This is a genomic window from Brevibacterium album DSM 18261 (assembly GCF_000426445.1).
GTDB classification, from domain to species: domain Bacteria; phylum Actinomycetota; class Actinomycetes; order Actinomycetales; family Brevibacteriaceae; genus Brevibacterium; species Brevibacterium album.
On the sequence record NZ_KE384526.1, the window covers coordinates 619210 to 642855 of the forward strand.

A 23646-nucleotide genomic window follows, 5' to 3' on the forward strand; every position below is an offset into this window, starting at 1 on the left:
CCTTACGGGTGTTCCGTCACCGCGGGAGTGCTCATTCGTTCGTCGTCTTCGGGACTGCACGGACGAGGGCTGAGATCACACGGTCTGCGAGATCGGCGTCGCGCCCGTCCTGATGGATGTTCCCCATGAGTCTGACCGCGAAGGCCATGAGCGCGTCGACACTCATACCGTACTTGATCGCAAGCCCCATGAGCTCCGGCCGGCCGATGAGCGAGGCGAAGCCCCTCCCCAGGGTGACGTAGCCGCCCAGCACCTCCCGCACGATCCGCGGGTACTCCCCCAGCGCGCGCCGCCATGCCGCGTGCGGCTTGTTCCAGTGCGTCGCGATGACCTCGGCGGCGATGCGGGCGCTCTCGAGCGCATAGTCGATGCCCTCGCCGTTGAACGGGCTCACCATGCCCGCGCTGTCGCCGGCGAGCATGAGCCCGTCCGCGAAGTGCGGGGTCCGGTTGAAGCCCATCGGCAGCGCCGCGGACCTCACCTGCGCAAGCTGCGTCGACTCGTCCATCCCCCATTCGGTGCCCATCGCGGCCAGCCATTCCCGGAGCACCTGCCGGTAGTCCACCGCGCCGAACTGCGGGGAGGTGTCGAGGATGCCGAGCCCCACGTTCACGGTGCCGTCGCCCATCGGGAAGAGCCAGCCGTAGCCGGGCAGGGTCTCACCGCCGAGGCCGCCGTCCGCGGGCGAGCGCAGCTCCACCCAGCTCTCGAGATAGGGGTCGGCATGGCGCGGTGAGGAGTGGTACGTCCGCACCGCCACGCCCATCGGCCGGTCGTCGCGCTTCTCCCGGCCGGCTGCGACCCCCATGCGGGAGGAGACGCCGTCGCAGGCGAGGACGAGGGGCGCGGTGACGCGGGCCTCGGCGCCCGTGCGACGGCCGCGGGCGTCCCTGGCGGCCGTACGCACGCCCGTGACCCAGCCGTCCGCCCCCGTGAGGAGCTCACCCGCCATCGTCCGCTCGTGCAGGCGCGCGCCGCGGGACTGTGCGAAGCGGGCGAGCGTCTCGTCGAGCCCCGTGCGGGCCTTCGTGAGGCCGTAGTCCGGGAAGGTGCCGCCGGGCCAGTCGATCTCGACACGGTGCCCGCCGCCGATGAGGCGCAGACCCCGATTGCGGTGCCAGCCCTCCTCTGCCGGAGTGGGCACGCCGAGCAGGCCGAGCTCCCTCACGGCGCGCGGGGTCAGGGCATCGCCGCAGACCTTGTCGCGGGGGAAGGCGGCCTTCTCCAGCAGCACGACGTCGAGGCCCGCACCGGCGAGGTGCGCCGCGGCCGCAGACCCGCCCGGGCCCGCGCCGACGATCACGACATCGGCGGCGGTGTCCGCCTCGAGCGGACCGGACGGCCCCGCGGCGGCGACCGAAGCGGTGGACGCAGGGCCGGCGGCGGCCCCGGGCACTGCGGTGACAGTCCCCGCCATCAGCGTGCGACGGGCCGGAGGCCCCGATGGATCGCGACGATCCCGCCGGAGAGGTTGCGGTACTGCACCCGATCGAAGCCGGAGTCCGCGATGCGCCGGGCGAGCTCGTCCTGGCCGGGCCAGGCGCGGATCGACTCCGCGAGGTACTCGTAGGACTCGGGGTTCGAGCTGAGCAGCCGGGCGACGGGCGGGAAGGCGCGCATGAGGTATTCGCGGTAGATGGTGTCGAAGGGGCCGAACACCGGACGGGAGAACTCGGCGATGACGAGGCGGCCGCCGGGCCGCAGCACGCGCAGCATCTCCCCCAGGGCCGCATCGGGCTCGGCCACGTTGCGGAAGCCGAAGCTGATCGCGACGGCGTCGAAGGACCCGTCCTCGAACGGGAGGTCGAGCGCATCGGCATGGACGAATTCGATGTCGTGCCCCGCCTGGCGCTCGCGGCCCACCGCGAGCATGCCCTCGGAGATGTCCCCGGCGACCACGCGCGCACCGGCCTCGGCGAAGGGCACCGAACTCGTTCCGGTGCCCGCGGCGAGATCGAGGATGCGCTCGCCCGGCTGCGGGGCGACGGCCCGCGTGATGACCTTCCGCCACCGGCGGGTCTGCCCCAGCGAGAGCACGTCGTTCATGAGGTCGTAACGGGCGGCGACGTCGTCGAACATCGAGGCGACGTCGCCGGGATCCTTGTCCAGCCGGGCGCGATTCATGCCCCGATTCTCCCCCGTCCCACCGCATCCGGGCGAATCCGGCGGTCCGAGGTCCCCGGGACCGTGCGCCGGCGCACGCGGACTGCCGCGAACCTGCTGACCAGCGCAGCGGTCCCGGTCGGGCAGGAGCGCCCCCGGGGTCCTCCCCGCCGGCCCCGGTCGGGCAGGAGCGCCCCCGGGGTCCTCCCCGCCGGCCCCGGAGATACCCTGAACCGGTGACGAAAGCGAATCGCGCCCCGGGGACCCTGCTGCTCGTCCTCGTCGCCGCGATGGGCGCGGGCCCGCTGCTCAACTTCGCCCTCGCCGCCCTGAGCTCGCAGGTCACCGCCGACTACGGCATCACCGAGGGCCAGTACGGGTTCATCATCACGACCGTGTTCCTCCTGGCGGGGATCAGCTCCGTCCTGCTGGGCGACCTCGCCGACCGGATACCCGTCCGCGTGCAGATCGCCTTGATCTTCGGACTCCTGATCGCGGGCTTCCTCGTGAGCATCACCGCGCCCACCTACGCCGCCCTCGTGGCGGCCGCCGTCATCGCGGGGCCGGCGCAGGCGTTCGCGAACCCGGCCACCAACCGGATCATCGCCGCGCACGTCCCCCTCGCCAAGCGCGGTGCGTGGATGGGGTGGAAGCAGTCCGGCGTGCAGTTCGGACTGCTGTTCGCCGGTGTCACGGTGCCCTTCGTGGGCGGGCTGGCCGGGTGGACCGGGGTGGCCCTCATGTGCGTGTGCCTCCTCGGCGTGCTGCTCGTGCTCGGCTGGCTCGTCATCTCCCGGCTGCCCGGCTCCCGCGACACCCGCGAGACGGTGGGCACCGAGCCCGAGGCGGACTCCCCGCCCGCTGAGACGGCCCCGGCGGAGTCCGGTCCGGGGCCCGCTCCGGAGACCGGGCCCGCATCCGGCGCCTCGAAGCTCTCCCTCGCCGTCTGGCTGCTCGCGATCTGCTCCTTCCTCAATGCGGTGGGCACGCAGGGCGTCAATGCGTACGCCTCGCTCTTCGCGGTCCAGACCGTCGACTACCCCATAGAGCTCGCGGGCACGATGCTCGCGATCATCGGCGTGCTCGGCATCGTCGCCCGCAACGTCTGGGGGCGGATCGCGGGGCGCCTGAGCCGACCCGCGGCACTCATCCAGGTCATGAGCCTGGGCGGCATCCTCACGGCGGGAGGGCTCATCGCGACCGAGCACACGCACCTGGAAGCGCTCATGTGGGTGGGCGTCGCACTCCACGCCTTCTTCCCGCTCGCGGCGAACGTCGTCATCAACTCCGGTGTGGTCGCGGCGGCACCCCCGGGCCGGATCGGCGTCGCCTCCGGGCTCGTCGCCGCCGGCATGAACCTCGGCTTCGCAGCGGGGCCGGCGGTCGTGGGGCTCGGCATCGACCTCACCGGGGCCTACACGCCGGGCTGGATCGCGCTCGCGGTCGTCTACCTCCTGTGCTTCGGCGTCGCGGTCGTGCTCGGACGGGTGGACCGTCCGGGGAGGGACGCGGACTGACGGCCCGCCGCGCGCACAGGCACTCCCGCCACGCGGTGCGGCGGCGGGTCAGTATCGTGGACGCATGACCGACCCCGCCTCCGAAAGCGCAGACTCCGGCCCCGCCTCCCTCGGCACCACGGCACCCGCCGATGCTCCGGCGCCGGCCGTCTCTGCGGCCCCTTCCGGCTCGCTTCCCCATCAGGACGAGGCGGCATGCCTTCCGCGCCTCACTGTCCGCTCCTGGTTCGTCGACGGGGTGACCCCGTCCGCTCCCGCGCCCTTCGCCGCGAGCATCCCCAGCCGCTCCCTCGACTTCCTCGAGCAGCTGCCGGAGGACCGCTTCTCCTGCTGGGTGCGGGGCCGTTCGGGGATCGTGGGCTTCGGGCGCAGACTGCGGCTGTCCGCGCAGGGTCCGCGCCGGTTCCGCGAGCTCGAGCAGAAGTGGACGGCGCTGGCCGACGGCGCCGAGGTCGACGACAGGGTGGAGCTCCTGGGCTCCGGTCTCGTGGGCTTCAGCGCCGTCGCGTTCGCGGACTCCTCGGCGGTGTCCTCGATCATCGATGTGCCCGAATTCGTCCTGGGCCGGAGGGACGGACGGGTGTGGCTCACCCACATCGCCGAGGTGCCCGGCACCGGCGCGGGAGCGGCCTCGGAGACGGGCGCGGCCTCGGGCTCGGACTCTGTTCCTGGAGCGGCCGGCGACGCGCACGCGAGCGGCGGCGCAGGCACGGCCCCCGGACTGGACTTCCGCCTCACCCCGCGGCCGCTGCGCGAGCCCCCCGTCCTCAGCTCGGAGCCGGGCGACGTCTCCCCCGAACGGTACGAGGAGATGGTCGCACGCGCCTCAGCGCGGCTGCGGAGCCCCCGGGCAGGCGAGCGCAAGGTGGTCCTCGCCCGCGACGAGGTGATCACGACCGACGGCGACATCGACGTCCGCGCAGTCGTGGGCCGTCTCAACCAGGCCTTCCCGAACACCTGGACGTTCAATGTGGGCGGCCTCGTGGGCGCCACGCCGGAGCTCCTGATCGGGGTGGAGAACGGCACGGTGCACTCGCGGGTGCTGGCGGGCACGTACCGCGTCGAACGGGATCCCGCGGAGGAGCTCGCAGCCGCCCGCGCCCAGCTCAGCGGGCACAAGGACTCGATCGAGCACTCCTACGCGATCGACTCGCTGGCGGCGACGCTCGGCTCCGTCACGGACGAGCTCCACGTCGACCGGGAGCCCCATCTGCTGCAGCTCGCCAATGTCATCCACCTGGCCTCCGACGCCCACGGCACCCTGCGCGCGGGGACCGACGGCCGCCCCATCAGCCCGTTCCGCGTCGCCGAGGCCGTCCATCCGACCGCGGCCGTGGGCGGGACCCCGCGGGAGCGGGCGTTCGAGCTCATCGCCGAGCTCGAGGGGATGGACCGGGGCCGCTATGCCGGGCCGGTGGGCTGGGTGGACGGGTACGGCAACGGGCAGTTCGGCATCGCACTGCGCTGCGGGCAGCTCGAGGAGCGCGACCGCATCCGCATCTTCGCGGGCGCCGGCATCATGCCGGACTCCGACCCGGTCTCGGAGCGGCGCGAGACGGACGCGAAGCTCTCCCCCATGCGCGCAGCGCTCGGGGTGGAGCGCTCACCGCGCTGAGACGGCCGCCCACTGGTCAGAGCTCAGGGCTCAGGGCTCAGGGCAGCCTGATCTCGCACAGCCCCGGCTCGCCCGAGTCGAGGAAGGCGGCGAGCGCCTGCGCCCCCGCAGAGCGTTCACCCGCATCGACCGTAAGTGCCGGCCAGCCCAGGGCCTCGGCGGCGGCGGCGAGGCCGAGGCCGTGCGGAGTGCCGAAGAAGCGCGCGAAGTACGGCTCGAGATGCGCCGCGGAGTGCTCGAGACCCGAGAAGATCGCACCGCCGTCGTCATTGAGCACGATGATCTGCAGCCGGGGCCGGCGCTCGTGCGAGGGCACCACGAGCCCGCCGAGGTCGTGCAGGGCCGCGAGATCGCCCACCAGCAGGCGCACCGGCCCCGCCGCCTGCTCACGCCCGGCGTCCTCGAGCCCGAGCGCGAGGCCCGAGGCGGTCGCGATCAGCCCGTCTATGCCCGCGAGTCCCCGGGAGGCGAGCACCCGGGCGGGGTGGTGCGGCAGCTGCTCGGCGGCGAGCAGGCGGATCGCGTTCGAGCTCGCGGCGAACAGCACGCCCGGTCGTTCGAGCAGCATGCGGACCGCGGCCGCACCGTCGAAGGCCGCATCGGCCTCGCCTCCGCCCACTCGATCTGCCGAGTGAGCACTTTCTGTCGTTTCCACCGCTGAAACCCGACAGAAACCGCTCACTCGGGAGGGAGAACTGGGGGAGGCATCGTCCGCTGCACCCTCGACGACAGCGCGCCCGGCGACGGCCCAGGCGCTCAGCCACTCCTCCCGCCCCAGAACTCCCGCACTTCTCCCGTCTCCCACCGTCCAATCCCCAGAGTGAGCACTTTCTGTCGATTCCACCGCCGAAATCCGACAGAAACCGCTCACTCGGGAGGGAGAGCCATCATCCTGCCGGGCGCCCGTCCCGTCCAGGTCGTAGGGCAGGTCGATGCGCACCACGTCGTCCCGGCCGAGCAGCTTCGCGACGGGCCGGGAGAGCGTGGGCCTGCCGCTGACCACCACGTGGGTGACGGCCTCTCGCAGGCCGGCCGTTCCGGCATCGGCGAGCACCTGTGCATGGGCGGGGACCACGTGCGGATGCGAGGCGAGCGCCGAGGACGGCTCCGCGAACACGGGCATCCCGCACGCCGAGGCGAGTGCGGCCGCCGTCTGCGAGGCGAACCCCAGATCGTCGCCGGCCACGAGCACGCCGCGCGCCTCGGGATCCGAGGCGAAGGCTCGGATCCGCTCATGCAGCTCCGCGTGCGCTCCCGGGTGCGGGGAGAACGTCTCGGCGGGCCCGTCCGCGAAGGAGGCGGCGAGATCGCCGGCCTCCGGCACGAGCGGCACGTCGAACTGGACGTTGAGCTGCACGGGACCCGGCAGGGCATCGGGCAGGCGCCGGCCCCCGTACGCGCGGGGGTCCGCCCCCAGGGCCTCGGCCTGGGCGGCCCAGGCGGGGTCCGCCGCACCGCATCCGGGAGCGTGGCGGGTCCCCAGGGCGGTGTGCGCCGCCTCGATCACCAGCTGCTCGTCGTGGCGGAGCCAGGCCTCTCCCCCGCGCACGCCGAGATCCCAGCTCACGACCGTCTCCGGCAGCGCGAGGTGCTGGGCGTCGAGCGTCTGGTTGGCACCGGTCCCGCGCAGTCGGGCGGGCCTGTCGGCGCTGAGCACGATGAGCGGCACGTGCGAGTGGGCCGCCTCCATCACGGCGGGGTGGAGATTTCCCACCGCCGAGCCCGAGGTCGTCACGACCGCGGTGGGGCGCTCGGCGCCCGCCAGACGTCCCGCGCGTGCGAGGCCGAGGGCGGTGAAGGCCGCATCCCGCTCGTCGATGCGCACGTGCGCCCGCACGCTCCCCGCCCGGGCCAGGACGGCGATCGCATATGTGAGCGGGGCGGAGCGGGAGCCCGGGCACACCACGAAGTCCCTCACCCCCGCCCGGACGAGTCCGCGCACGAGTGCCTGAGCTGAAGCGGTCGAGACGTTCACCCGCACGATTCTTCCACGCGGTGCGCGCCCCGCCTGACCTCCCACCGGGTCGGGAGCGCCCCCCGGCCGATCCCACGAGCCCGCCCGAGCGCACCGCATCCTCGTCCAGCGGAGCGCGCGGTGCCTCGCAGAGGTGTGCCCGCGCCGCTGCGTCCGCGACGGTGTGTCCAAGCTGGCACATGCGGCGGTGCTTCCGCGCTCCCCGCCTCCATTACCGTAGTCGTGTCAACACCAGCGCCGCCGCCTTCGGGCGAGAGCGCATCCGTCCTGGGGCATCCGGCCCAGGCCCTGCCGAGGAGCAACCCATGAAGACCACCGCCGCCGCTTTCAGGACCCGCACCGCGCTGACCGGCCTCGTGCTGGGCGCCGGCCTCATCCTCTCCGCATGCGGTTCGGACGACGCCGCCCCGGCCGAGGAGGGCGCGGCTCAGGAGGAGGGCGGCCAGGAGGCCGCCGCACAGGAGGAGGCCGCCGAGGCTCCCGCGGCCACCGCCGAGGACCTCACCGCCGCGATCGAGGCGCTCGGCTACACGGCGCAGGCGACGGACGCCTCGCAGCTGGGAGAGATGCAGAGCGCGATGGGCGACATCTCCGTCGAGCCGGCCGAGTGCGAGGCCGTCATGAACGCCGGTATGGCCGCCGCCGAGGGCTCGGACGCCTCGCTGGTCGTGGGCATGCCCGCCGATCCCACGACCGAGCCCACCGTCGTCGGCATGGCCTACGGCTCCGCCGACGAGGCCGCCTCCCCCCTCTCCGCCAACCAGGAGTCCCTCGGCTCGTGCAGCGAGGTCACGGTGACAATGCAGGGCATGGAGGTCTCCAGCTCGACCACCGAGGTCTCCGCGGACGTGGAGGGCGCGGACGCCGTCTTCGCCACCGAGGCGACCATGGACCTCTCCGGCCAGGAGATGACGACGCGCAACCTCGTCGTGCAGAAGGGCTCGGCACTCGTGACCCTCACCGGTGTCGCCGCTCCCGGTGCGGAGGGTGCGGACATGGACTCCCTCGCGGAGACCGCCGCGAGCGTCGTCGCCGAGCTCCCCTGATCCCGCGCCGCCCGTGCGCGGCGCTCCCGCTCACGCACGGGCCGCAGCGCCCACGCGACCTCTCAGCCTCAGAGCTGACGGGCGAGCACATCCCAGCAGGCCCCGAGCCGTTCGGTCCAGAATCGGACGCGCTCGGGGCTTGCCGCGTGTGCGCGCAGCAGCGCCTCGTCCGGGGCCGCCCGCCCCACGGGCAGCGCACCGCCGGCCGGCAGCAGGGGCGGATCGCAGACGTCCGCTGCGAACAGGGCCGCCGTGCCCAGTCCCGCGGCCGGGACGGCAGGCAGCGCCGAGGCCGGCAGCGAGGCGGCGAGCGCGGCCCCTGCGGCCAGCCCCACGCTGGATTCGAGCGCGGAGGACACCACCGCCGGCAGGCCCGCCTCCTCGACGATCCGCGCCGCGGCGCGGATGCCCCCCAGCGGCTGCACCTTGACGACGATGACGTCCGCCGCCCCCAGTGCGGCGACGCGCAGCGGATCCTCGGCCTTCCGGATCGACTCATCGGCGGCGAGCGGCACGGGCAGCCCCTCGGCGGCGACCCAGGCGCGCAGCTCGGCCAGCTCCTCGACCGCGGCGACCGGCTGCTCGACGTACTGCAGCGGCCCGCTCCCGGCGAGGGCGGCGAGCGCAGTCCGGGCCTCAGCAGGGCTGTAGGCGGCATTCGCATCGCAGCGGAGGGCGGCCTCGGGAAGGGCTCTGCGCACGGCGGCGACGCGCGCGAGGTCCTCCTCGAGGGAGGCCATGCCGTGTTCGGCGATCTTCACCTTCACCGCGGTCGCTCCCTCGAAACGCGCGGCCAGGTCCGGCACACGTTCGGCCGGGACCGCGGGGATCGTCGCGTTCACCGGCACCGCGCCCCTGAGCGGCGCAGGGAAGCCGAGCACCGCGGACTCGACAGCGGCCGCGAGCCAGTGGGCGGCCTCGGGCGCGGCGTACTCGACGAAGGGCGCGAACTCCGCCCACCCGGCGGGACCGTGCACGAGGCAGGTCTCCCTGACCGTGAGCCCGCGGAACCGGGTCCGCATGGGCAGGGACACGGGTACCACGCGGTCGAAGACATCGGACGGGCCTGCGGCGCTGGCGAGGACGGCGCGGACCTCAGCGGGGATGAGCATCCCCACAGGATAGGACGCGGCCGGGCACGTGGGAGAGGCCGCATGCGGCACGTGCTGCCCAGCCCCGAGCGGAGGCGCACCTGCCCGGGCGGGACGAAGAGCGGAGAAGCGCGCGGATATGCTGACTGGCATGAGCGACAACTCCGGCAGCGCTGAGCGCGCACAGGTCTCCGACATCTTCGATCCCACCCGCTGGCGCGCCGTGAGAGGCTTCGACTTCACGGACATCACGTACCACCGGGCAGTGGACGCGGACGGACGCGACCTGGGCTGCGTGCGCATCGCCTTCGACCGGCCGGAGGTGCGCAACGCCTTCCGCCCGCACACCGTCGACGAGCTCTACCGCGCCCTCGACCACGCCCGGCAGACCCCGGATGTGGGCGCCGTCCTCCTCACCGGCAACGGGCCCAGCCCCAAGGACGGCGGCTGGGCGTTCTGCTCGGGCGGCGATCAGCGCATCCGCGGCCGCTCCGGCTACCAGTACGCCGACGGCGAGACCGCGGAGACGGTGGACCCGGCCCGCGCCGGCCGCCTGCACATCCTCGAGGTCCAGCGCCTCATCCGCACCATGCCCAAGGTCGTCATCGCCGTGGTGCCGGGCTGGGCAGCCGGCGGCGGCCACTCTCTCCACGTGGTGTGCGATCTCACCATCGCGAGCCGCGAGCACGCTCGGTTCAAGCAGACGGATGCGGACGTGGGCTCCTACGACGCCGGCTACGGCTCCGCGTACCTCGCGAAGATGGTGGGCCAGAAGAAGGCGCGGGAGATCTTCTTCCTGGGCCGCACGTACTCGGCCGAGGACATGGAGCGAGCCGGTGCGGTCAACATCGTCGCCGACCATGCGGAGCTCGAGTCCACCGCGCTCGAGGTGGCGGGCGAGATCCTCGGCAAGTCCCCCAACGCCCAGCGCATGCTCAAGTTCGCGTTCAACCTCGTGGACGACGGGCTCATGGGCCAGCAGGTGTTCGCGGGCGAGGCCACGCGCCTGGGGTACATGACCGACGAGGCCGTCGAGGGCCGCGACGCCTTCCTCCAGAAGCGCGACCCCGATTGGAAGTCCTTCCCCTGGTACTACTGAGTGCAGGAGGACTTCGATGCCATGAGGAGGCCCGCATGATCGTCGACCAGGTCTCCCGGATGCTGGCGGGAGAGACCGGCCTCATCCTTCCGCGGGACCGCAGCGGTGAGGTGACCGAGTTCCGCGCCGGGCAGTTCGACCCGGCGGACACGGGCCGGAGCGCGCCCGCGCTCGTGCTGTTCACCTCGGGCTCCACCGGGACGCCCAAGGGCGTGGGGCTGAGCCTCGATGCGCTGACCGCCTCCGCCCGCGAGACCGAACGCCTGCTCGCCGGCCCCGGCCTCTGGCACCTGTGCCTGCCGGCGAACCACATCGCCGGTTTCCAAGTGGTGTTCCGCTCCCTCCTCGCCGGGCACACGCCCTCCCTCGCATCGCCGGGCCCCTTCGATGCCCGGTCCTTCGCCGCGGAGCTCACCGCACTGCACGCACGCGCGGGTGCGGCACCGGTCTACACCTCCCTCGTCCCCACACAGCTGGTGAGGGTGCTTGCGGTGCCCGAGGCCGCCTCGGCCGCCGCCCGCTGCGCGGCCGTCCTGGTGGGCGGGGCCGCGCTCTCCCCGCGCCTGCTGGAGCGCGCGCAGGAGGCGGGGATCCCCCTCGTGCGCACCTACGGGATGAGCGAGACTGCGGGCGGATGCGTGTACGACGGGCGGCCGTTCCCCGATGTGCGCGTGCGCCTCGATGCCCACGGCCGCGTCGTCCTGGCCGGGCCCGTCCTCGCCGACGGGTATCTCCGCGTGCGCGAGGACGGAGGCCCGGGAGCGAGCGGGCTCGGCGCGACGGTGGGCTCAGCATCGGGAACGCGGCACGCGATGGGAGCGCCGGGCGCGACAGAGGTGCCGGAGGCTGCGGAGCCGGACGGGCCCCTGCTCACCGCCGTGCCCAATGGGATCCTGCCGGGGGCGGGCGGACCCCGCGGCACAGCCGATCTGGGCGGTGCGATTCCGGACGGTGCTACGGACGCGGTCGCACCGGGGTTCTGGGGCGAAGGCGCCGCGCGCCTCCTCGTCACGAGCGACCTCGGGCGGTGGGAGGAGGCGCCGTCGCCCTCGCAGGGAGCTGCAGGTGGAGGCGGGGGGCGGCTGGCGATCCTGGGACGGGCCGACGACATCATCATCACCGGCGGCGAGAACGTGTCGCCGCACGAAGTCGAGGCGCATCTGCTGCGGGTCGCGGAGCCGCTCGGCTTCCGGGAGGCCCTCGTGACCTCGGTGCCGGACGAGGAGTGGGGGCAGGTGCTCGTTGCCCTGCTCGTACCCGACGCCGATCACGAGGTCCGCCCCGATGGGGCCTCGGTGCCCGCGCTCCTCCCGCCCTCCGTCCAGCGCACCCTGCAGGGCGGCCTGCGCGCACTCGGGATGAGCCCGGCGCAGCTGCCCCGTGCCGCATACGCGGTGGAGGAGATCCCATCGCGCGGCATCGGCAAGCCCGACCGCCGGGCGGCTCGCGAACTCACCCAGCGATGTGTCTCACAGCACTTCGGGTCTGCTAGGTTTTCCGGATGATCGCCCTCGAGGACGAGGTCTGACCGGAAAGGGAGCTTCACATGACCACACCCCCGCCTCCTGCCGCACCGCCCCCGCCGAGCTCCGGCACTCCGCAGCTGCAGTACGGCTCGCAGCCGCAATTCGGCTCGCAGCCGCAGTTCGGTTCGGGCCCGGTCCCCGTCTCGGCACCGCAGACGCATCCGGGGGATGCCGCCCACTCCTACGCCCAGCCCCCTGTCCCCGTGCCGCAGGCCCGGCCGGGCGCTGCCGGGCCCGCGCGATTCGCGAGCCCGGGCCAGCGCCTCGTCGCCCGCATCGTCGACTGGTTCCTGCTCTTCGTCGTGGTCTTCCTCATCGCGCTGATCCCCGTCGTCGGTCTGATCATCGGCCCCATCGTCGGGGTCGTGCTCATGGTGTCGCTGGAGATGATCTGCAACCTCACTGCCGGGCGCACTCCCGGCAAGAAGCTCATGGGGATCAGGATCGTCCGCGCCGCGGACGGCGGCCGCCCCGAGGGCAGCGCGTACTTCAGCCGTGCGCTCGTGCAGTTCGTGCCCGGCGTCCTCCCCTTCGTCGGCTGGATCTATCAGATCCTCGTCGACCTCAGCCTGCTCTTCGACGGCGCGCCCCGCTACCGCTCCTGGCAGGACCGTGCCGCGAAGACAGTGGTGGTCGTCTCACCCTGAGCGGAGCGTGCGTGCCGGGCGCAGACCACACGGCACGGGCCGATACGATACGGAGGTCCGGCTGAGCAGAAAGGGCGTGGGATGGCGACGTTCGGCGAATGGGTCTCCGGTGCACGGCTGCGCACCCTTCCGCTCGCGCTTGCCCCCGTCCTCATCGGCACCGGGGCCGGTCTCGGCGCGCTCGGCGGCTTCTCCGTCATCATCCTCGGCTCCGTGGGCCCGGGGCAGAGCGCGGGTCTGGACGTGGGCGCGGTGCTCCTGCGCAGCCTCCTCGCACTCATCGTCGCCCTCGGGCTGCAGATCGGCTCGAACTACGCCAACGACTACTCCGACGGCATCCGCGGCACCGACGACGAGCGGGTGGGGCCCATGCGCCTGACCGCCTCCGGAGCTGCGGCACCGGAAGCCGTCCGACGCGCGGCGTTCATCAGCTTCGGCGTCGCGGCCGCGGCGGGCGTCGCCCTCGTCCTCGCGTCCCGGCAGTGGTGGCTCATCCCGGTGGGCGTCCTCGCGGTGCTCGCGGCCTGGTACTACACGGGGGGCAAGAGGCCCTACGGGTACATGGCGCTCGGCGAGGTGTTCGTCTTCGTGTTCTTCGGCCTCGTCGCCACACTGGGCACCGCCGCCGCCATCTCCGGTGCCGTCACGCTGGCTGCGGTGAGCGGCGCGATCGGAATCGGCCTGTTCGCCTGCGCCGTGCTCATGGCGAACAACATCCGCGACATCCCCAGCGACCGCGAGGTCGGCAAGAACACGCTCGCCGTCGTCATGGGCGATCAGCTGTCGCGGGCCGTGTACACCCTGCTCGTCGCCCTGCCGTACGTGTTCCTCATGGGCGCGATCCTCGACGGGCACCCGCAGGCGGTCCTCGCGGTCCTCTCCCTCGTGGTCGTCGTGCAGCCCGTGAAGATCGTGCTCTCGGGCGCGAGCGGCGCCGCACTCATCCCGACCATCAAGTCCACCTCTCTGGCCGCGCTCGCCTATGCGTTCCTCCTGGGGATCGGCACGGCCCTCTGACCGAAACGGCCCGCATATTCCTTTTCGCACCATGCCGCGGCGTGGTGCGAAAAGGAATATGCGGGCCGTCGGGAGTGAGAGCGCAGCACACCCTCACGCATCGTCGATGCTGCGGTCCTCCTCGGCGTCGTCGCGGCGCGGCTTGACGGCGCGCTGGGCCTTCTCCTCCCTGCGCCGCTGGGCCCGGGCGAGGAGGTCCTGCGCCGATTCGTTCCGCAGCGGGGCGAGCACGGCGAAGCTCAGGAGCGAGGAGATGACGACGCCGGCGACCGTCCCGATGAGAGACGGCTTCCAGATCGCCCAGATGACGAGGACGCAGGCGATCAGCAGGGCCAGCCGTGCGAGGTTGTAGACGAGGAACGAGCGCATAGGGTGCAAGTCTAGTGGGGGCGGCTCTGCGCCGGGCTCAGGGCCCGCACGGCACGACGAAGTGACCCCCATGACACGGCGCAGGGCCTCGGCCGCAAGCCTCGGCCGCAAGCCTCGGCGGCACGGCGGAACGACCCGTCTCATGCACGCCCCTCCCTCACTTCGCGTCCAGGCGCGTCGATTATCCTTGAGACATGGCAAGAGGACTCATCGTGGCCATCGTCGTCATCGTGGCCATCACGCTGTACAGCGTCTTCGACTGCGCGCTGCGGCCGCGCGATCGGATCGCAGCGCTGCCCAAATGGGCGTGGATCCTCGCCATCCTGATCTTCCCCCTCATCGGCGCAGGCCTGTGGTTCTTCCTCGGTCGCAGGACGCCCGGAGGCGGAGGCGGCGGTGTTCCGCGCCGGCAGACCGGCCCCATCGCCCCGGACGACGATCCGGACTTCCTGCGCCGCATCGCAGAGGACGTGGAACAGCAGCAGCGCCGCGAACGTCGCGAGCGCGGCGAGCTGGACTGAGCCCGCTTCCCACACGACCGGACTACCACGAACGGACAACGGAGTCTCAGAGGAAGGCCGGGGCACATGATGCAGGAGCCCGCAGACGATCCCTCCCAGCGGCCTCCCGCGCCGCCTGAGCCCCCGTACCCACCGTACGCACATCCGGACGCCCCGGCCCCGTTCGCGCACCCCGGACAGGGGTCACCGCACGCACCACCCCCTCAGCCGCCCACGTCCGAAGGCTGGCGTGAGCGCGGTGCGGCCCTGCTGGAGCGGGGACGCTCCGCCGCGGCCGAGGGCACGCGCCTCGCGCGCCGTTCGGGTGAGGCGCTCACGGACGCGGCCGGGCGCACGGCAGGGGCGGCCCGAGAGGGCTGGCAGCAGCGCGTAGACCTCCGCAGGCAGGCCGCCGACCGGATGAGCCACTGGGCCGGTTCCGGAGCCGCAGCGGCGGATGCGGTGATCGGCACGGCCTCGGCACAGTCCGCGCAGGCGTGGGAGCGCGGCAGCACCGCCTATGCATCGGCGGTGTCCGTCCCCGTCGACGCCCACGGTCGCGCAGTGCGCCCCTGGGAGGTGCGGGCGGCAGCCGTCCTCGGGCTCATCGCGCCGGTCTTCATCGTCATCGCGGTGGTGACCCTGGCCGTCTCGGGCGGCCGCTCCCTGCGGATCCTCGGGTTCATGCTCCAGCGTGCCGGCTCCGCCGCCGAGGCCGAGGCGATCACCGCCACCGGCGAGGTCTCCACCGGCCTGGCGAATCTCCTCGTCGGGCTCGGCATCGCTGCGGGCGTGCTGGTGATCGCGGCCTTCGCCGTCTACGTCTGGCGGGTGCTGACCGGTCGCGGCCGAGCCCGGTGGATCGCCCTCGCGGCCATGGTCCTCGCGTTCTTCTTCGTCACGCCCCTGAGCCCCGTGCTCTCAGGGTGCTTCCTCCTCGTGGGCGCCGCGAGCCTCGTCTGTGCCTTCATGCCGCGCTCCACTGCCTGGTTCGCACGGGAGCGAGCCGGCTCGCAGAAGAACCGCACCCTGCCGTAGCCGCACACCTCGTGGACGCGCCGGAGCAGATGCCGCACTCCACTGCGCGTCCGCTGCGCACCGCGCGGCGCGCTCACACCCCCGCGTAGGAGTGCAGTCCGTCGAAGTAGGTGTTGACGATCGTGGCGTTGAAGATGATCGTCGCGACGCCGATGAGGTTGAGCACGGCCACGCGGGTCGCGGTCCAGCCGCGGGTGGCGCGTGCGTGCAGATAGGCCGCGTAGACGACCCACACGACGAAGGTCCAGATCTCCTTCGCGTCCCAGCCCCAGTAGCGGCCCCATGCGATCTCGGCCCAGAACGCACCGGCCACGAGCGTGAAGGTCCAGGTCACGAAGCCCACCGCGGCCATGCGGTAGGAGGTCTTCTCGAGGTCCGTCGACGACGGCAGCGCCCGCACGAAGCGCAGCGGGCCAGGCACGGTCTCGCGTCCCTCGCTCCACGCCTTGACGATCTGCACCACCGCCATGCACGCGGACAGGGACAGGAGCACGGTCGAGAGGATCGCGATCGGCACGTGGATCCAGATCCAGTAGTTGTCCAGCGCCGGGATGATGCCGGCGGCCGGCGTGTAGAACACCGTGATGCACAGGCCCAGCGTCAGCAGCACCGCACCCGTCACGAGTGTGCCGAGGAAGCGGACGTCCCGGATGAGCAGCAGCACGACGTAGCCCACGGCCACGAACGCCGAGGCGATGAGCGCGTACTCCATGAGGTTGGACCAGGGCACGCGCATGACCGCCGCGACCCGCAGCACGATCGCTGCCAGGTGCAGGACCACCGCGATCACGGTGAGCGCCGTGCCCACCCGCGCCCAGCGCCGCAGCGCCCGCACCGAGGGGCTCTCGCCGTCCGCATCACCCGCGCCCGAGCCCGCCTCGGCGGTGTCGAGCACGGCAGTCGCAGCTCCCGAGGCAGCACCCGCCGCACTGCGGGCATCCGCCCCGCGCTCCGCGCCCTGGGCCTCGGCGGCACGGGCCTCGACGGCACCGGCGGACCCGCGAGCACCGGCCTCCTCGGAGCGGATCTGCCCCACGAAACCCGGACCGAACAGATCGAAGGCGTACATGATGAAGGCGATCGCGTAGACCGCGATGGCCGAGTAGATCAGCAGATCCGACCATTCGGCCAGCAGGGTGTTGACGTTCATTGGCGCTTCTTCCTCACGATGTGCCCTCACGGAATGTGCCCGCGCGGATGGGACGCGGATGGAGCGCGGCCGGCGGGCCGCTCAGCAGCGTTCTACACAGGGTAGAACCTGCGGGCGGTCGGTTTCCAGTGCACGGAGTCTCCCGTGCGGGCGATCCCGCTCACGCCCGCTCCCGTGCCGCGTCCAGCTTCTCCGCGATCTCCCGGACCGCGACCTCGACGCGCGGATCCTCTCCGCGGGCGAGTCCGGCGACCTCGACCTCGTCGCCGCTCACCCGCACCCACACGCGTCGCCGGGGCACGAACAGGGACAGCGCCAGGCCCAGGAAGAGCGCGAGCGTGAACGGCAGCATCCACACCTGCACGGGATCGTGGCGGATGTCGAGGCCCACGTACTTGCGCACCTCGTCGAGCGTGACGCTGCCGCGCTCACCCGGCAGCTCCACGGTCTCGCCCGGCTGGAGCACGAGCTGCAGCGGCGCGCCGTCCGGCTCTGCCAGCTCCGTCATCTCATCCGCGTCGAGTTCGTAGACGGACTGCGGCACGCCGGAGTCGAGGCCCAGATCGCCCTCGTACGCGCTCATGACGAGCAGCGGGTTCCGCAGCTCCGCGAACTCCGAGTACAGCTCGCCGTCCTCGTTCTGCGCTGCCGTGGGCAGGAAGATGCCCACGAAGCCCAGCTGCTCCGGACCGCCGGAGTCCGGCACCTTCACCACGCCCCGCGAGGTGTTCGCACCGTCCTGCGGCAGGAACACGACGGGACCGGAGAACGTGACCTCGCCTGCGGCATCGCGCACCGTGATGACGGGGGCGTAGCCGTTGCCCAGCAGGTACACGCGGGAGCCGTCCACCCGCACCGGTTCGTTGGGCCGGAGCAGCATCTGCCGCGACTCCCCGTCCCGGGACAGCGTGACGGTCGCATCGAACTGCCGGGGCTGACCGAACTGCACGCCCGGCGCCTGATCGTCCCAGCGGGTCTCGAAGTGGTCGAGGGTGAGCCGGTAGTCCGCGAGCGAATCGGCGTCGAAGTACGTGCCCGGCTCGAACGAGTCGTAGGAGACCAGCGAGTTGCTGAACGTCTCCCCCTCCACGAGCACACGCTGACCGGAGTAGCCGAGCAGGCCGCCGAGCGCCATGACGATGACGACGGCGAGGATGGAGACGTGGAAGGTGAGGTTGCCCGTCTCCCGCAGATGGCCGCGCTCGGCGGCCACATGGTCCTCCGCCCGCGCCACGCGGTAGCCGGACCTGCGCAGGACCTTCTCCGCCCGGTCCAGCAGTTCCTCGCGCGTCCGGGGAGCACCCTCGCCGGACAGCGGCAGGGTCGTGTGCACGGGCATCCGGGAGAGCCGCCGAGGCGCCCGGGGCGGCCGCTGCCGCATCGCCTTCCAGTGCTGCCGGGTGCGCGGGATGATGCAGCCCACGAGCGAGACCATGAGCAGGATGTAGACGGCGGAGAACCAGAACGACGAGTACACGTCGAACAGCTGCACCGCATCGAGGAACTCGCCCAGCGCGCCGTTCTCCTCGATGAAGCGCGCCACCGTGCCCGGGTCCTGGATGCGCTGCGGCAGGAGCGAGCCCGGGATCGCCGCGAGCGCGAGCACGAGCAGCAGGATGAGGGCCGCGCGCATCGTCGTGAGCTGCCGCCACGCCCAGCGCAGCATCCCGACGAACCCGATGTCCGCCGGTGCAGCCTTGGCCCCCGTGTCCTCCCGGCCCACTGCGTCCTCCGCACTCACTCAGATCACCACTTCGAAGCCGGCGATGGTGCCCTGCAGGCTGCCGATCCACTGCGTCCACAGGCCGCTGAGCAGCAGCAGACCCAGGAGGATCAGCATGATCCCGCCGGCGCGCATGATCGCCTGCTGATGCCTGCGCACCCATTCGAGGCGCCCCATCCCCTTGTGGATGAGGATCGAGACCACGATGAACGGGATGCCGAGGCCCAGGCAGTACACGAAGGTGAGCAACGTCCCCCGGGCGACCGAGCCGTCCGTGCCGAAGCTCGTGGACAGCGCGAGCACCGCCGCGAGCGTGGGGCCCATGCACGGCGCCCAGCTCAGGGCGAACACGGCGCCCAGGACGGGCGCGCCGGCGAGCCCTGCCCTGGGCCGCCGGATCGTCTGCGCGTTCCTCTGCAGGAACGGGATGCCGCCCATGAACACGACCCCGGCGAGGATCACGACGAGGCCGAGCACCCGGATGACGATGTCCGTCCACTGGGCGAAGAACAGCCCGATGGTCGAGAACGCCGCGCCGAGCACCACGAACACCACTGCGAAGCCGAGCACGAAGAGGGTCACGCCCAGCACGACGCGCGAGGTCTTCCGGTCCTCGAGCGAGGTCCCGCTGAGACCCGTCACGTAGCCGACGTAGCCCGGCACGAGCGGCAGCACGCACGGCGAGGCGAAGGACACCATGCCCGCGGCCGCGGCCACGAGCACCGCCAGCACGAGCGGTCCCGAGAGCACCGTCTGGGCGAAGGCCTCCCCCACTCCTGCGGCGAGGAGTGCCGGTTCTGCGAGGGAGGTCGTGTGGGCGGACGCGGTCAGAGCTGTGTGTGCGGTGATGCTCATCCCGCCAGAGCGCCCTCGATGAGCCCTCGCAGCGTCGAGCTGGACGCCGCGCCCACGACGCGGGCTGCGGCCCGCCCCTGAGCGTCGAGGATCACGGTGGACGGGGTGGCCTGCGGCGGCAGGATCGTCGAGAGCAGGGACACCATCTCGCCGCGCGCGTCGATCATGATCGGATAGGGCACGTCGAAGGTGCGCACGAACGACTCCGCGGTGGGCGCCTCGTCGCGCACGTTCGCGCCCAGGAACTCGACCTCGTCGGCGTACTCCCGGTACACCTCGTTGAGGTCCGGCGCCTCGACCCGGCAGGGCGGGCAGGCGGCGTACCAGAGGTTGATCGCGACCACCTTGGGACGCCATTCCGCGAGCGAGGCCTCCTCGCCCGTGAGCGTCGTGAAGGCGAGGTCGAGCGGCTCACCGCGGTCGGCCGCGGCGAGCTCGGTGATGACGCCCTCGCCGGAGATGTAGCCCTTGTCCTCGCCCGAGCTCGCCTGCTCCGCGAGATTCTCCCCGCCGCCGGAGCCGGAGCAGCCCGCGAGCGCGAGGCCCGCCAGGCCCAGGAGGCCGAGTGCCCCGCGGCGCGTGCTCAGCGGTCCGTGGAAGGAGCCTTCGCGCGGCAGGAAGAGCCCTGCTGTGCGCCTGTGCCGGTCCTCGCCGCTCATGCGCCGGTTCCCGGCTGGGTGAGGGGCATGTCCGCCGCGATGTCCTCGTAAACCACGTCGTCCAGTGTGCCGGATCCGTCTGAGAAGGTCGTGACAGAGGCGAGTGCGCACTGGCGCCTCCGCGGATCGTGTGCCAGGGGCCTGCCGAGCGTGAAGAGGCGCGTGGACCAGATCGGGAGCTGGTGGGTGACGATCACGCCCGAGGCCTCCTCCAGGCCCTCCGCGCGGGCCCGGGAGGCCAGCCGCGCGCGCATCGACATCATGGCCGCCCGCACGCGCAGGGCCTGCGCGAGATAGGGCTCGCCCCATGAGGGGCGCAGGGGGTTGCGCGCGAGGAACAGCCAGTCGGGCCGGCGCAGGAGGCCCTCGGGCGTGACGTGGTTGCCCTCGAAGTCGTTGCCGGCCTCGATCACGCGCTCCTCCGTCCCGAGCTCCAGCCCCAGCCGGCCGGCCAGCGGCGCGGCCGTCTGCTGCGCGCGCAGGAGCGGGGAGGACACCACCTCCGCGATGTGCGGATCGCGGACGGGCAGCGCCTCGGCCACGCGCTCGGCCATCTCGAAGCCGCGCTCGGACAGGTGGTAGCCGGGCATCCGCCCGTAGAGGATGCCTCCGGGGTTGTGCACCTCGCCGTGGCGCACGAGGTGGATGCGCAGGTTCGCCATGTCTCGCTCCTGGTCTCTGCCCTGGTCTCTGCCCTGGTCTCTGCCGCGCCGCTCAGCCGCGGGACGGCTCGCCGGTGCCCGCCGCTGCCGCCGCGGCCGCCGCCGCGGGCAGCGCGGCCGCGATCCGCTCGAGCACCTCGTCGGTGTGGGCGTAGGACAGGAACCACGCCTCGAAGGCCGAGGGCGGCAGGTGGATCCCGGACTCCAGCATCGAGGTGAAGAAGGCCGCGTGCGCGGCGGTGTCCTGCGCCCTCGCGTCCTCGTAGTCGCGCACCTCGTCCTCGGTGAAGAAGACGGAGAACATGGAGTTCGCGCTCTGGATCGTGTGGGGCACGGAGGCGGCCGTGAGCGCCTGCGCGACCTCGCCGCGAAGCACGTCGGCGGCGCGCTCCAGGTGCGAGTACACGTCCAGCTCCGTCGTCAGCCGCAGGGTCGCGAGCCCCGCCGCCGAGGCCACGGGATTGCCCGAGAGCGTGCCCGCCTGGTAGACGGGCCCGGCCGGGGCGAGGTGCTCCATGACCTCGCGGCGTCCGCCGAAGGCCGCGGCCGGGAAGCCTCCGCCCATCACCTTGCCGAACGTGAACAGGTCGGCGGGTCCGTGCGGGTAGCCCTCGCGCTCGACCTCCCAGCCGTACCAGCCGGCGGCGGAGACGCGGAACCCCGTCATCACCTCGTCGGAGACCATGAGCGCCCCGTGCTCGGCCGTGATCCGGCGGATCGCGTTCGTGAAGCCGTCGCGCGGCGGGACCACGCCCATGTTGCCGGGGCTCGCCTCGGTGATGACGCAGGCGATGTCCGCGCCGTGCTCGGCGAAGGCCGCGGCCAGGGCCTGCTGGTCGTTGTAGGGCAGCACGATCGTGTCCGCGGCCGAGGCTCCCGTCACGCCGGGCGTGTCCGGCAGCGAGAACGTCGCGAGCCCCGAGCCCGCCGCGGCCAGCAGCGCGTCGACGTGGCCGTGGTAGCAGCCGGCGAACTTCACGATCTTCGACCGCCCCGTCACCCCGCGGGCCAGCCGGATGGCGGACATCGTCGCCTCCGTGCCGGAGTTGACCAGCCGCACCTCGTCGACGGGGTCCACGCGGTCCGCGATCGCCTGGGCGAGTTCGACCTCGGCGGCGGACGGGGTGCCGAAGCTGAACCCCTTGGCCGCCGCCGCCCGCACGGCCTCGACGACCTCCGGATGGGCGTGGCCGAGGATCATCGGCCCCCAGGAGCCGATGAGGTCGACGAACTCGTTGCCGTCCACGTCGACGAGGTGCGCGCCCTGCGCGTGGTCGATGAAGCGCGGCGTGCCGCCCACGGCCCCGAAGGCGCGCACGGGGGAGTTGACCCCGCCCGGGATGAGCGCGCGGGCGCGGTCGAAGAGCTCCTGCGAGCGGGCCGCGGAGGCAGCCGGATGCGGCGCTGCGTGCGAGGCGGACTGCGGGTGCTGTGCCTGTGTCATGGTCTCTCCCTTGGCAAGGAACGTGCGGTCTCTTCGGGCATGCGATCAGGAGCGGGTGGTGCGGGAGGGCAGTGCGCGCATGTGCGCGAGCACGGTGTCGAAGATGCCGGCCATCTGCGCGATCTGCTCCCGCCCGAGCAGGTCGATGAGGTGCTCGCGCACGCCCGCGACGTGGACGGGTGCGGTGCGCTCCAGCAGGCCGAACCCCTCCTCGGTGAGCCGGCACTGCACGCCGCGCCTGTCGTCGACCGATTTGTCGCGGCAGACGATCCCGCGCTCCTCGAGGCGGGAGACGATGTGCGTGAGGCGCGAACGTGACAGACCGGTGTCCGCGGCGAGCGTCGCCATGCGCAGCGTGCGGTCCTCGGCCTCGGACAGCCGCACGAGCACGGTGTACTCCGTGAGGCCCAGCGGGGAGGCTTCGCGGAGCTCGCTGTCGAGCTTCGTCATGAGGAGCTGGTGCGCGTCGAGGAAGGAGCGCCAGGCGGCCTGCTCCCCGGCGTCCAGCCAGCGCACCCTCTCACCCGCGGCCGCCTCACCTGCGTCCGCAGGTCCGCAGCTCGGGGTCACGCCGGCTCCCGGCGGAGCTCCCGGGCGACCTCGGCGGCCCAGTAGGTGAGCACCGAGTCCGCGCCCGCGCGCTTGAAGGCGGTGAGGCTCTCGAGGATCGCGGGCATCCGGTCGATGGCGCCGGCCGCGGCCGCGAACTCGATCATCGCGTACTCGCCGGAGATCTGGTACGCCCAGACCGGCACGGGGGACGCCGCGACCGCCTCGGCGAGCACGTCGAGGTAGGGCAGACCGGGCTTGATCATGACGATGTCCGCGCCCTCGGCGAGGTCGAGCTCGAGTTCGCGCAGCGCCTCGCGCCCGTTGCCCGGATCCTGCTGGTACGTGCGGCGGTCGCCGGACAGCTGGGAGTCCACGGCCTCGCGGAAGGGGCCGTAGAAGGCGGAGGAGTACTTGGCGGAGTATGCGAGCAGGATGACGTCCGTGTGACCGGCGGCGTCCAGGGCGTGGCGGATCGCCGCGATCTGGCCGTCCATCATGCCCGAGGGCCCCAGCACGTCCGCACCGGCCTCGGCCTGTGCGAGCGCCATCGCGGCGTAGCGGTCGAGCGTCGCGTCGTTGTCCACCGCACCGGTCTCATCGAGCACGCCGCAGTGGCCGTGCGAGGTGAACTCGTCGAGGCAGAGGTCGGCCATGATGACGGTGTCCTCGCCCACCTCCTCGCGCAGGCGGCGGATCGCGCGGTTGAGGATGCCCTCGGGATCGTCGCCGGCCGAGCCGATCGCGTCCCGCACCTCCGGGATGCCGAAGAGCATGATCCCGCCCACACCGGCATCGACGGCCTCCTTCGCGGCCTCGGCGAGCGAGTCGAGGGTGTGCTGGACGACCCCGGGCATGGAGCTCAGGGGCGCGGGCTCGCTCAGCCCCTCCTTGACGAACATGGGGAGGATGAGCTCAGCGGGGTGCAGGCGGGTCTCCGCGACCATCCGGCGGATGGCCGGGGTGCGGCGCAGGCGGCGGGGCCGCACGGCTCCGTGCGCGAGCTGGTAGGCCGGCGCCTCGCGGCCTGCGGTGCGACGGGCAGGGGCTGACGTCATCTC

At 72.6% G+C, this 23646-nt stretch carries 22 protein-coding genes; 9 read left to right on the plus strand and 13 right to left on the minus strand.

All coding sequences use genetic code 11. From position 1 onward, the window contains the following. Window positions 1-31 precede the first annotated feature (31 nt). Window positions 32-1417 carry a geranylgeranyl reductase family protein gene (locus K318_RS0116485; protein ID WP_084500343.1) on the minus strand — a complete coding sequence of 462 codons (1386 nt, stop codon included), beginning with the start codon at window positions 1415-1417 and terminating at the stop codon, window positions 32-34. Continuing rightward, complete coding sequence (locus K318_RS0116490; RefSeq protein WP_029090296.1) at window positions 1417-2124, minus strand: demethylmenaquinone methyltransferase; 708 nt, start codon at window positions 2122-2124, stop codon at window positions 1417-1419. Before K318_RS0116490 ends, K318_RS0116485 begins: the two co-directional genes overlap by 1 nt. A gap of 215 nt (window positions 2125-2339) precedes the next feature. On the opposite strand from K318_RS0116490, the gene K318_RS0116495 reads away from it, so the two are divergent. Both K318_RS0116495 and K318_RS22700 read left to right on the plus strand, forming a co-directional pair. Next, window positions 2340-3620 carry an MFS transporter gene (locus K318_RS0116495; protein WP_029090297.1) on the plus strand — a complete coding sequence of 427 codons (1281 nt, stop codon included), beginning with the start codon at window positions 2340-2342 and terminating at the stop codon, window positions 3618-3620. A gap of 64 nt (window positions 3621-3684) precedes the next feature. Then, complete coding sequence (locus tag K318_RS22700; RefSeq protein ID WP_084500344.1) at window positions 3685-5235, plus strand: isochorismate synthase; 1551 nt, start codon at window positions 3685-3687, stop codon at window positions 5233-5235. Between the two features lie 37 nt (window positions 5236-5272). Here K318_RS22700 and K318_RS25645 read toward each other — a convergent pair whose 3' ends face one another. Continuing rightward, entirely contained in the window at window positions 5273-7309 is a 2037-nt protein-coding gene (locus tag K318_RS25645; RefSeq protein ID WP_084500345.1) for a thiamine pyrophosphate-binding protein, read from the minus strand. A gap of 206 nt (window positions 7310-7515) precedes the next feature. Between K318_RS25645 and K318_RS0116510 the strand changes: the two genes are divergently transcribed. Beyond that, the gene (locus K318_RS0116510) at window positions 7516-8256 is read left to right on the plus strand and encodes a hypothetical protein (protein WP_029090299.1); all 741 of its coding nucleotides are present in this window, start codon (window positions 7516-7518) and stop codon (window positions 8254-8256) included. 68 nt (window positions 8257-8324) lie between these two features. Here K318_RS0116510 and K318_RS0116515 read toward each other — a convergent pair whose 3' ends face one another. Continuing rightward, window positions 8325-9368, minus strand: a complete 1044-nt coding sequence (locus K318_RS0116515) for an o-succinylbenzoate synthase (RefSeq protein ID WP_029090300.1) — start codon at window positions 9366-9368, stop codon at window positions 8325-8327. A 130-nt stretch (window positions 9369-9498) separates the two neighbouring features. Between K318_RS0116515 and K318_RS0116520 the strand changes: the two genes are divergently transcribed. From K318_RS0116520 to K318_RS0116535, 4 genes are all read left to right on the plus strand, one after another. Then, window positions 9499-10446 (plus strand): 1,4-dihydroxy-2-naphthoyl-CoA synthase, encoded by a 948-nt coding sequence (locus K318_RS0116520; RefSeq protein WP_051298231.1) that lies wholly within the window; start codon window positions 9499-9501, stop codon window positions 10444-10446. Window positions 10447-10481: 35 nt separating this feature from the next. After that, on the plus strand, window positions 10482-11951 hold the full coding sequence (locus tag K318_RS25300; RefSeq protein ID WP_051298135.1) for an AMP-binding protein: 1470 nt from the start codon (window positions 10482-10484) through the stop codon (window positions 11949-11951). Between the two features lie 41 nt (window positions 11952-11992). Further along, window positions 11993-12619 (plus strand): RDD family protein, encoded by a 627-nt coding sequence (locus K318_RS0116530; RefSeq protein ID WP_029090302.1) that lies wholly within the window; start codon window positions 11993-11995, stop codon window positions 12617-12619. 81 nt (window positions 12620-12700) lie between these two features. Continuing rightward, on the plus strand, window positions 12701-13636 hold the full coding sequence (locus K318_RS0116535) for a 1,4-dihydroxy-2-naphthoate polyprenyltransferase (RefSeq protein WP_029090303.1): 936 nt from the start codon (window positions 12701-12703) through the stop codon (window positions 13634-13636). 93 nt (window positions 13637-13729) lie between these two features. Here the strand turns inward: K318_RS0116535 and K318_RS0116540 are convergent, their stop codons facing one another. Continuing rightward, window positions 13730-14005: a DUF4229 domain-containing protein gene (locus tag K318_RS0116540; protein ID WP_029090304.1), complete on the minus strand. Its 276-nt coding sequence runs from the start codon at window positions 14003-14005 to the stop codon at window positions 13730-13732. Window positions 14006-14199: 194 nt separating this feature from the next. Here K318_RS0116540 and K318_RS22710 point away from each other — a divergent pair, with 194 nt between their 5' ends. Both K318_RS22710 and K318_RS0116550 read left to right on the plus strand, forming a co-directional pair. Continuing rightward, window positions 14200-14526: a PLD nuclease N-terminal domain-containing protein gene (locus K318_RS22710; RefSeq protein WP_035282197.1), complete on the plus strand. Its 327-nt coding sequence runs from the start codon at window positions 14200-14202 to the stop codon at window positions 14524-14526. Window positions 14527-14592: 66 nt separating this feature from the next. Continuing rightward, entirely contained in the window at window positions 14593-15543 is a 951-nt protein-coding gene (locus K318_RS0116550; RefSeq protein ID WP_029090305.1) for an ABC transporter permease family protein, read from the plus strand. Between the two features lie 73 nt (window positions 15544-15616). Here K318_RS0116550 and ccsB read toward each other — a convergent pair whose 3' ends face one another. The 8 genes from ccsB to hemB all read right to left on the minus strand — a co-directional run bounded on the left by ccsB (window position 15617) and on the right by hemB (window position 23643). Further along, on the minus strand, window positions 15617-16693 hold the full coding sequence (gene ccsB, locus K318_RS0116555) for a c-type cytochrome biogenesis protein CcsB (protein ID WP_029090306.1): 1077 nt from the start codon (window positions 16691-16693) through the stop codon (window positions 15617-15619). Between the two features lie 160 nt (window positions 16694-16853). Beyond that, the gene (gene resB, locus K318_RS22715; RefSeq protein ID WP_245579928.1) at window positions 16854-18434 is read right to left on the minus strand and encodes a cytochrome c biogenesis protein ResB; all 1581 of its coding nucleotides are present in this window, start codon (window positions 18432-18434) and stop codon (window positions 16854-16856) included. Further along, window positions 18435-19271, minus strand: a complete 837-nt coding sequence (locus tag K318_RS0116565; RefSeq protein ID WP_084500347.1) for a cytochrome c biogenesis CcdA family protein — start codon at window positions 19269-19271, stop codon at window positions 18435-18437. It abuts the gene before it with no gap. After that, complete coding sequence (locus K318_RS0116570) at window positions 19268-19930, minus strand: TlpA family protein disulfide reductase (protein WP_084500348.1); 663 nt, start codon at window positions 19928-19930, stop codon at window positions 19268-19270. Before K318_RS0116570 ends, K318_RS0116565 begins: the two co-directional genes overlap by 4 nt. After that, window positions 19927-20592, minus strand: coding sequence for a histidine phosphatase family protein (locus K318_RS0116575; protein ID WP_029090309.1), 666 nt, complete (start codon window positions 20590-20592; stop codon window positions 19927-19929). Before K318_RS0116575 ends, K318_RS0116570 begins: the two co-directional genes overlap by 4 nt. 52 nt (window positions 20593-20644) lie before the next feature. Further along, window positions 20645-22036, minus strand: a complete 1392-nt coding sequence (gene hemL, locus K318_RS22720) for a glutamate-1-semialdehyde 2,1-aminomutase (protein ID WP_035282203.1) — start codon at window positions 22034-22036, stop codon at window positions 20645-20647. A 45-nt stretch (window positions 22037-22081) separates the two neighbouring features. Continuing rightward, a complete protein-coding gene (locus K318_RS0116585; protein ID WP_245579929.1) occupies window positions 22082-22606 on the minus strand; it encodes a MarR family winged helix-turn-helix transcriptional regulator in 525 nt (174 codons plus the stop codon). Then, the gene (gene hemB / locus K318_RS0116590) at window positions 22603-23643 is read right to left on the minus strand and encodes a porphobilinogen synthase (RefSeq protein WP_084500349.1); all 1041 of its coding nucleotides are present in this window, start codon (window positions 23641-23643) and stop codon (window positions 22603-22605) included. The genes K318_RS0116585 and hemB overlap by 4 nt, the downstream gene beginning before the upstream one ends. Window positions 23644-23646 lie beyond the last annotated feature (3 nt).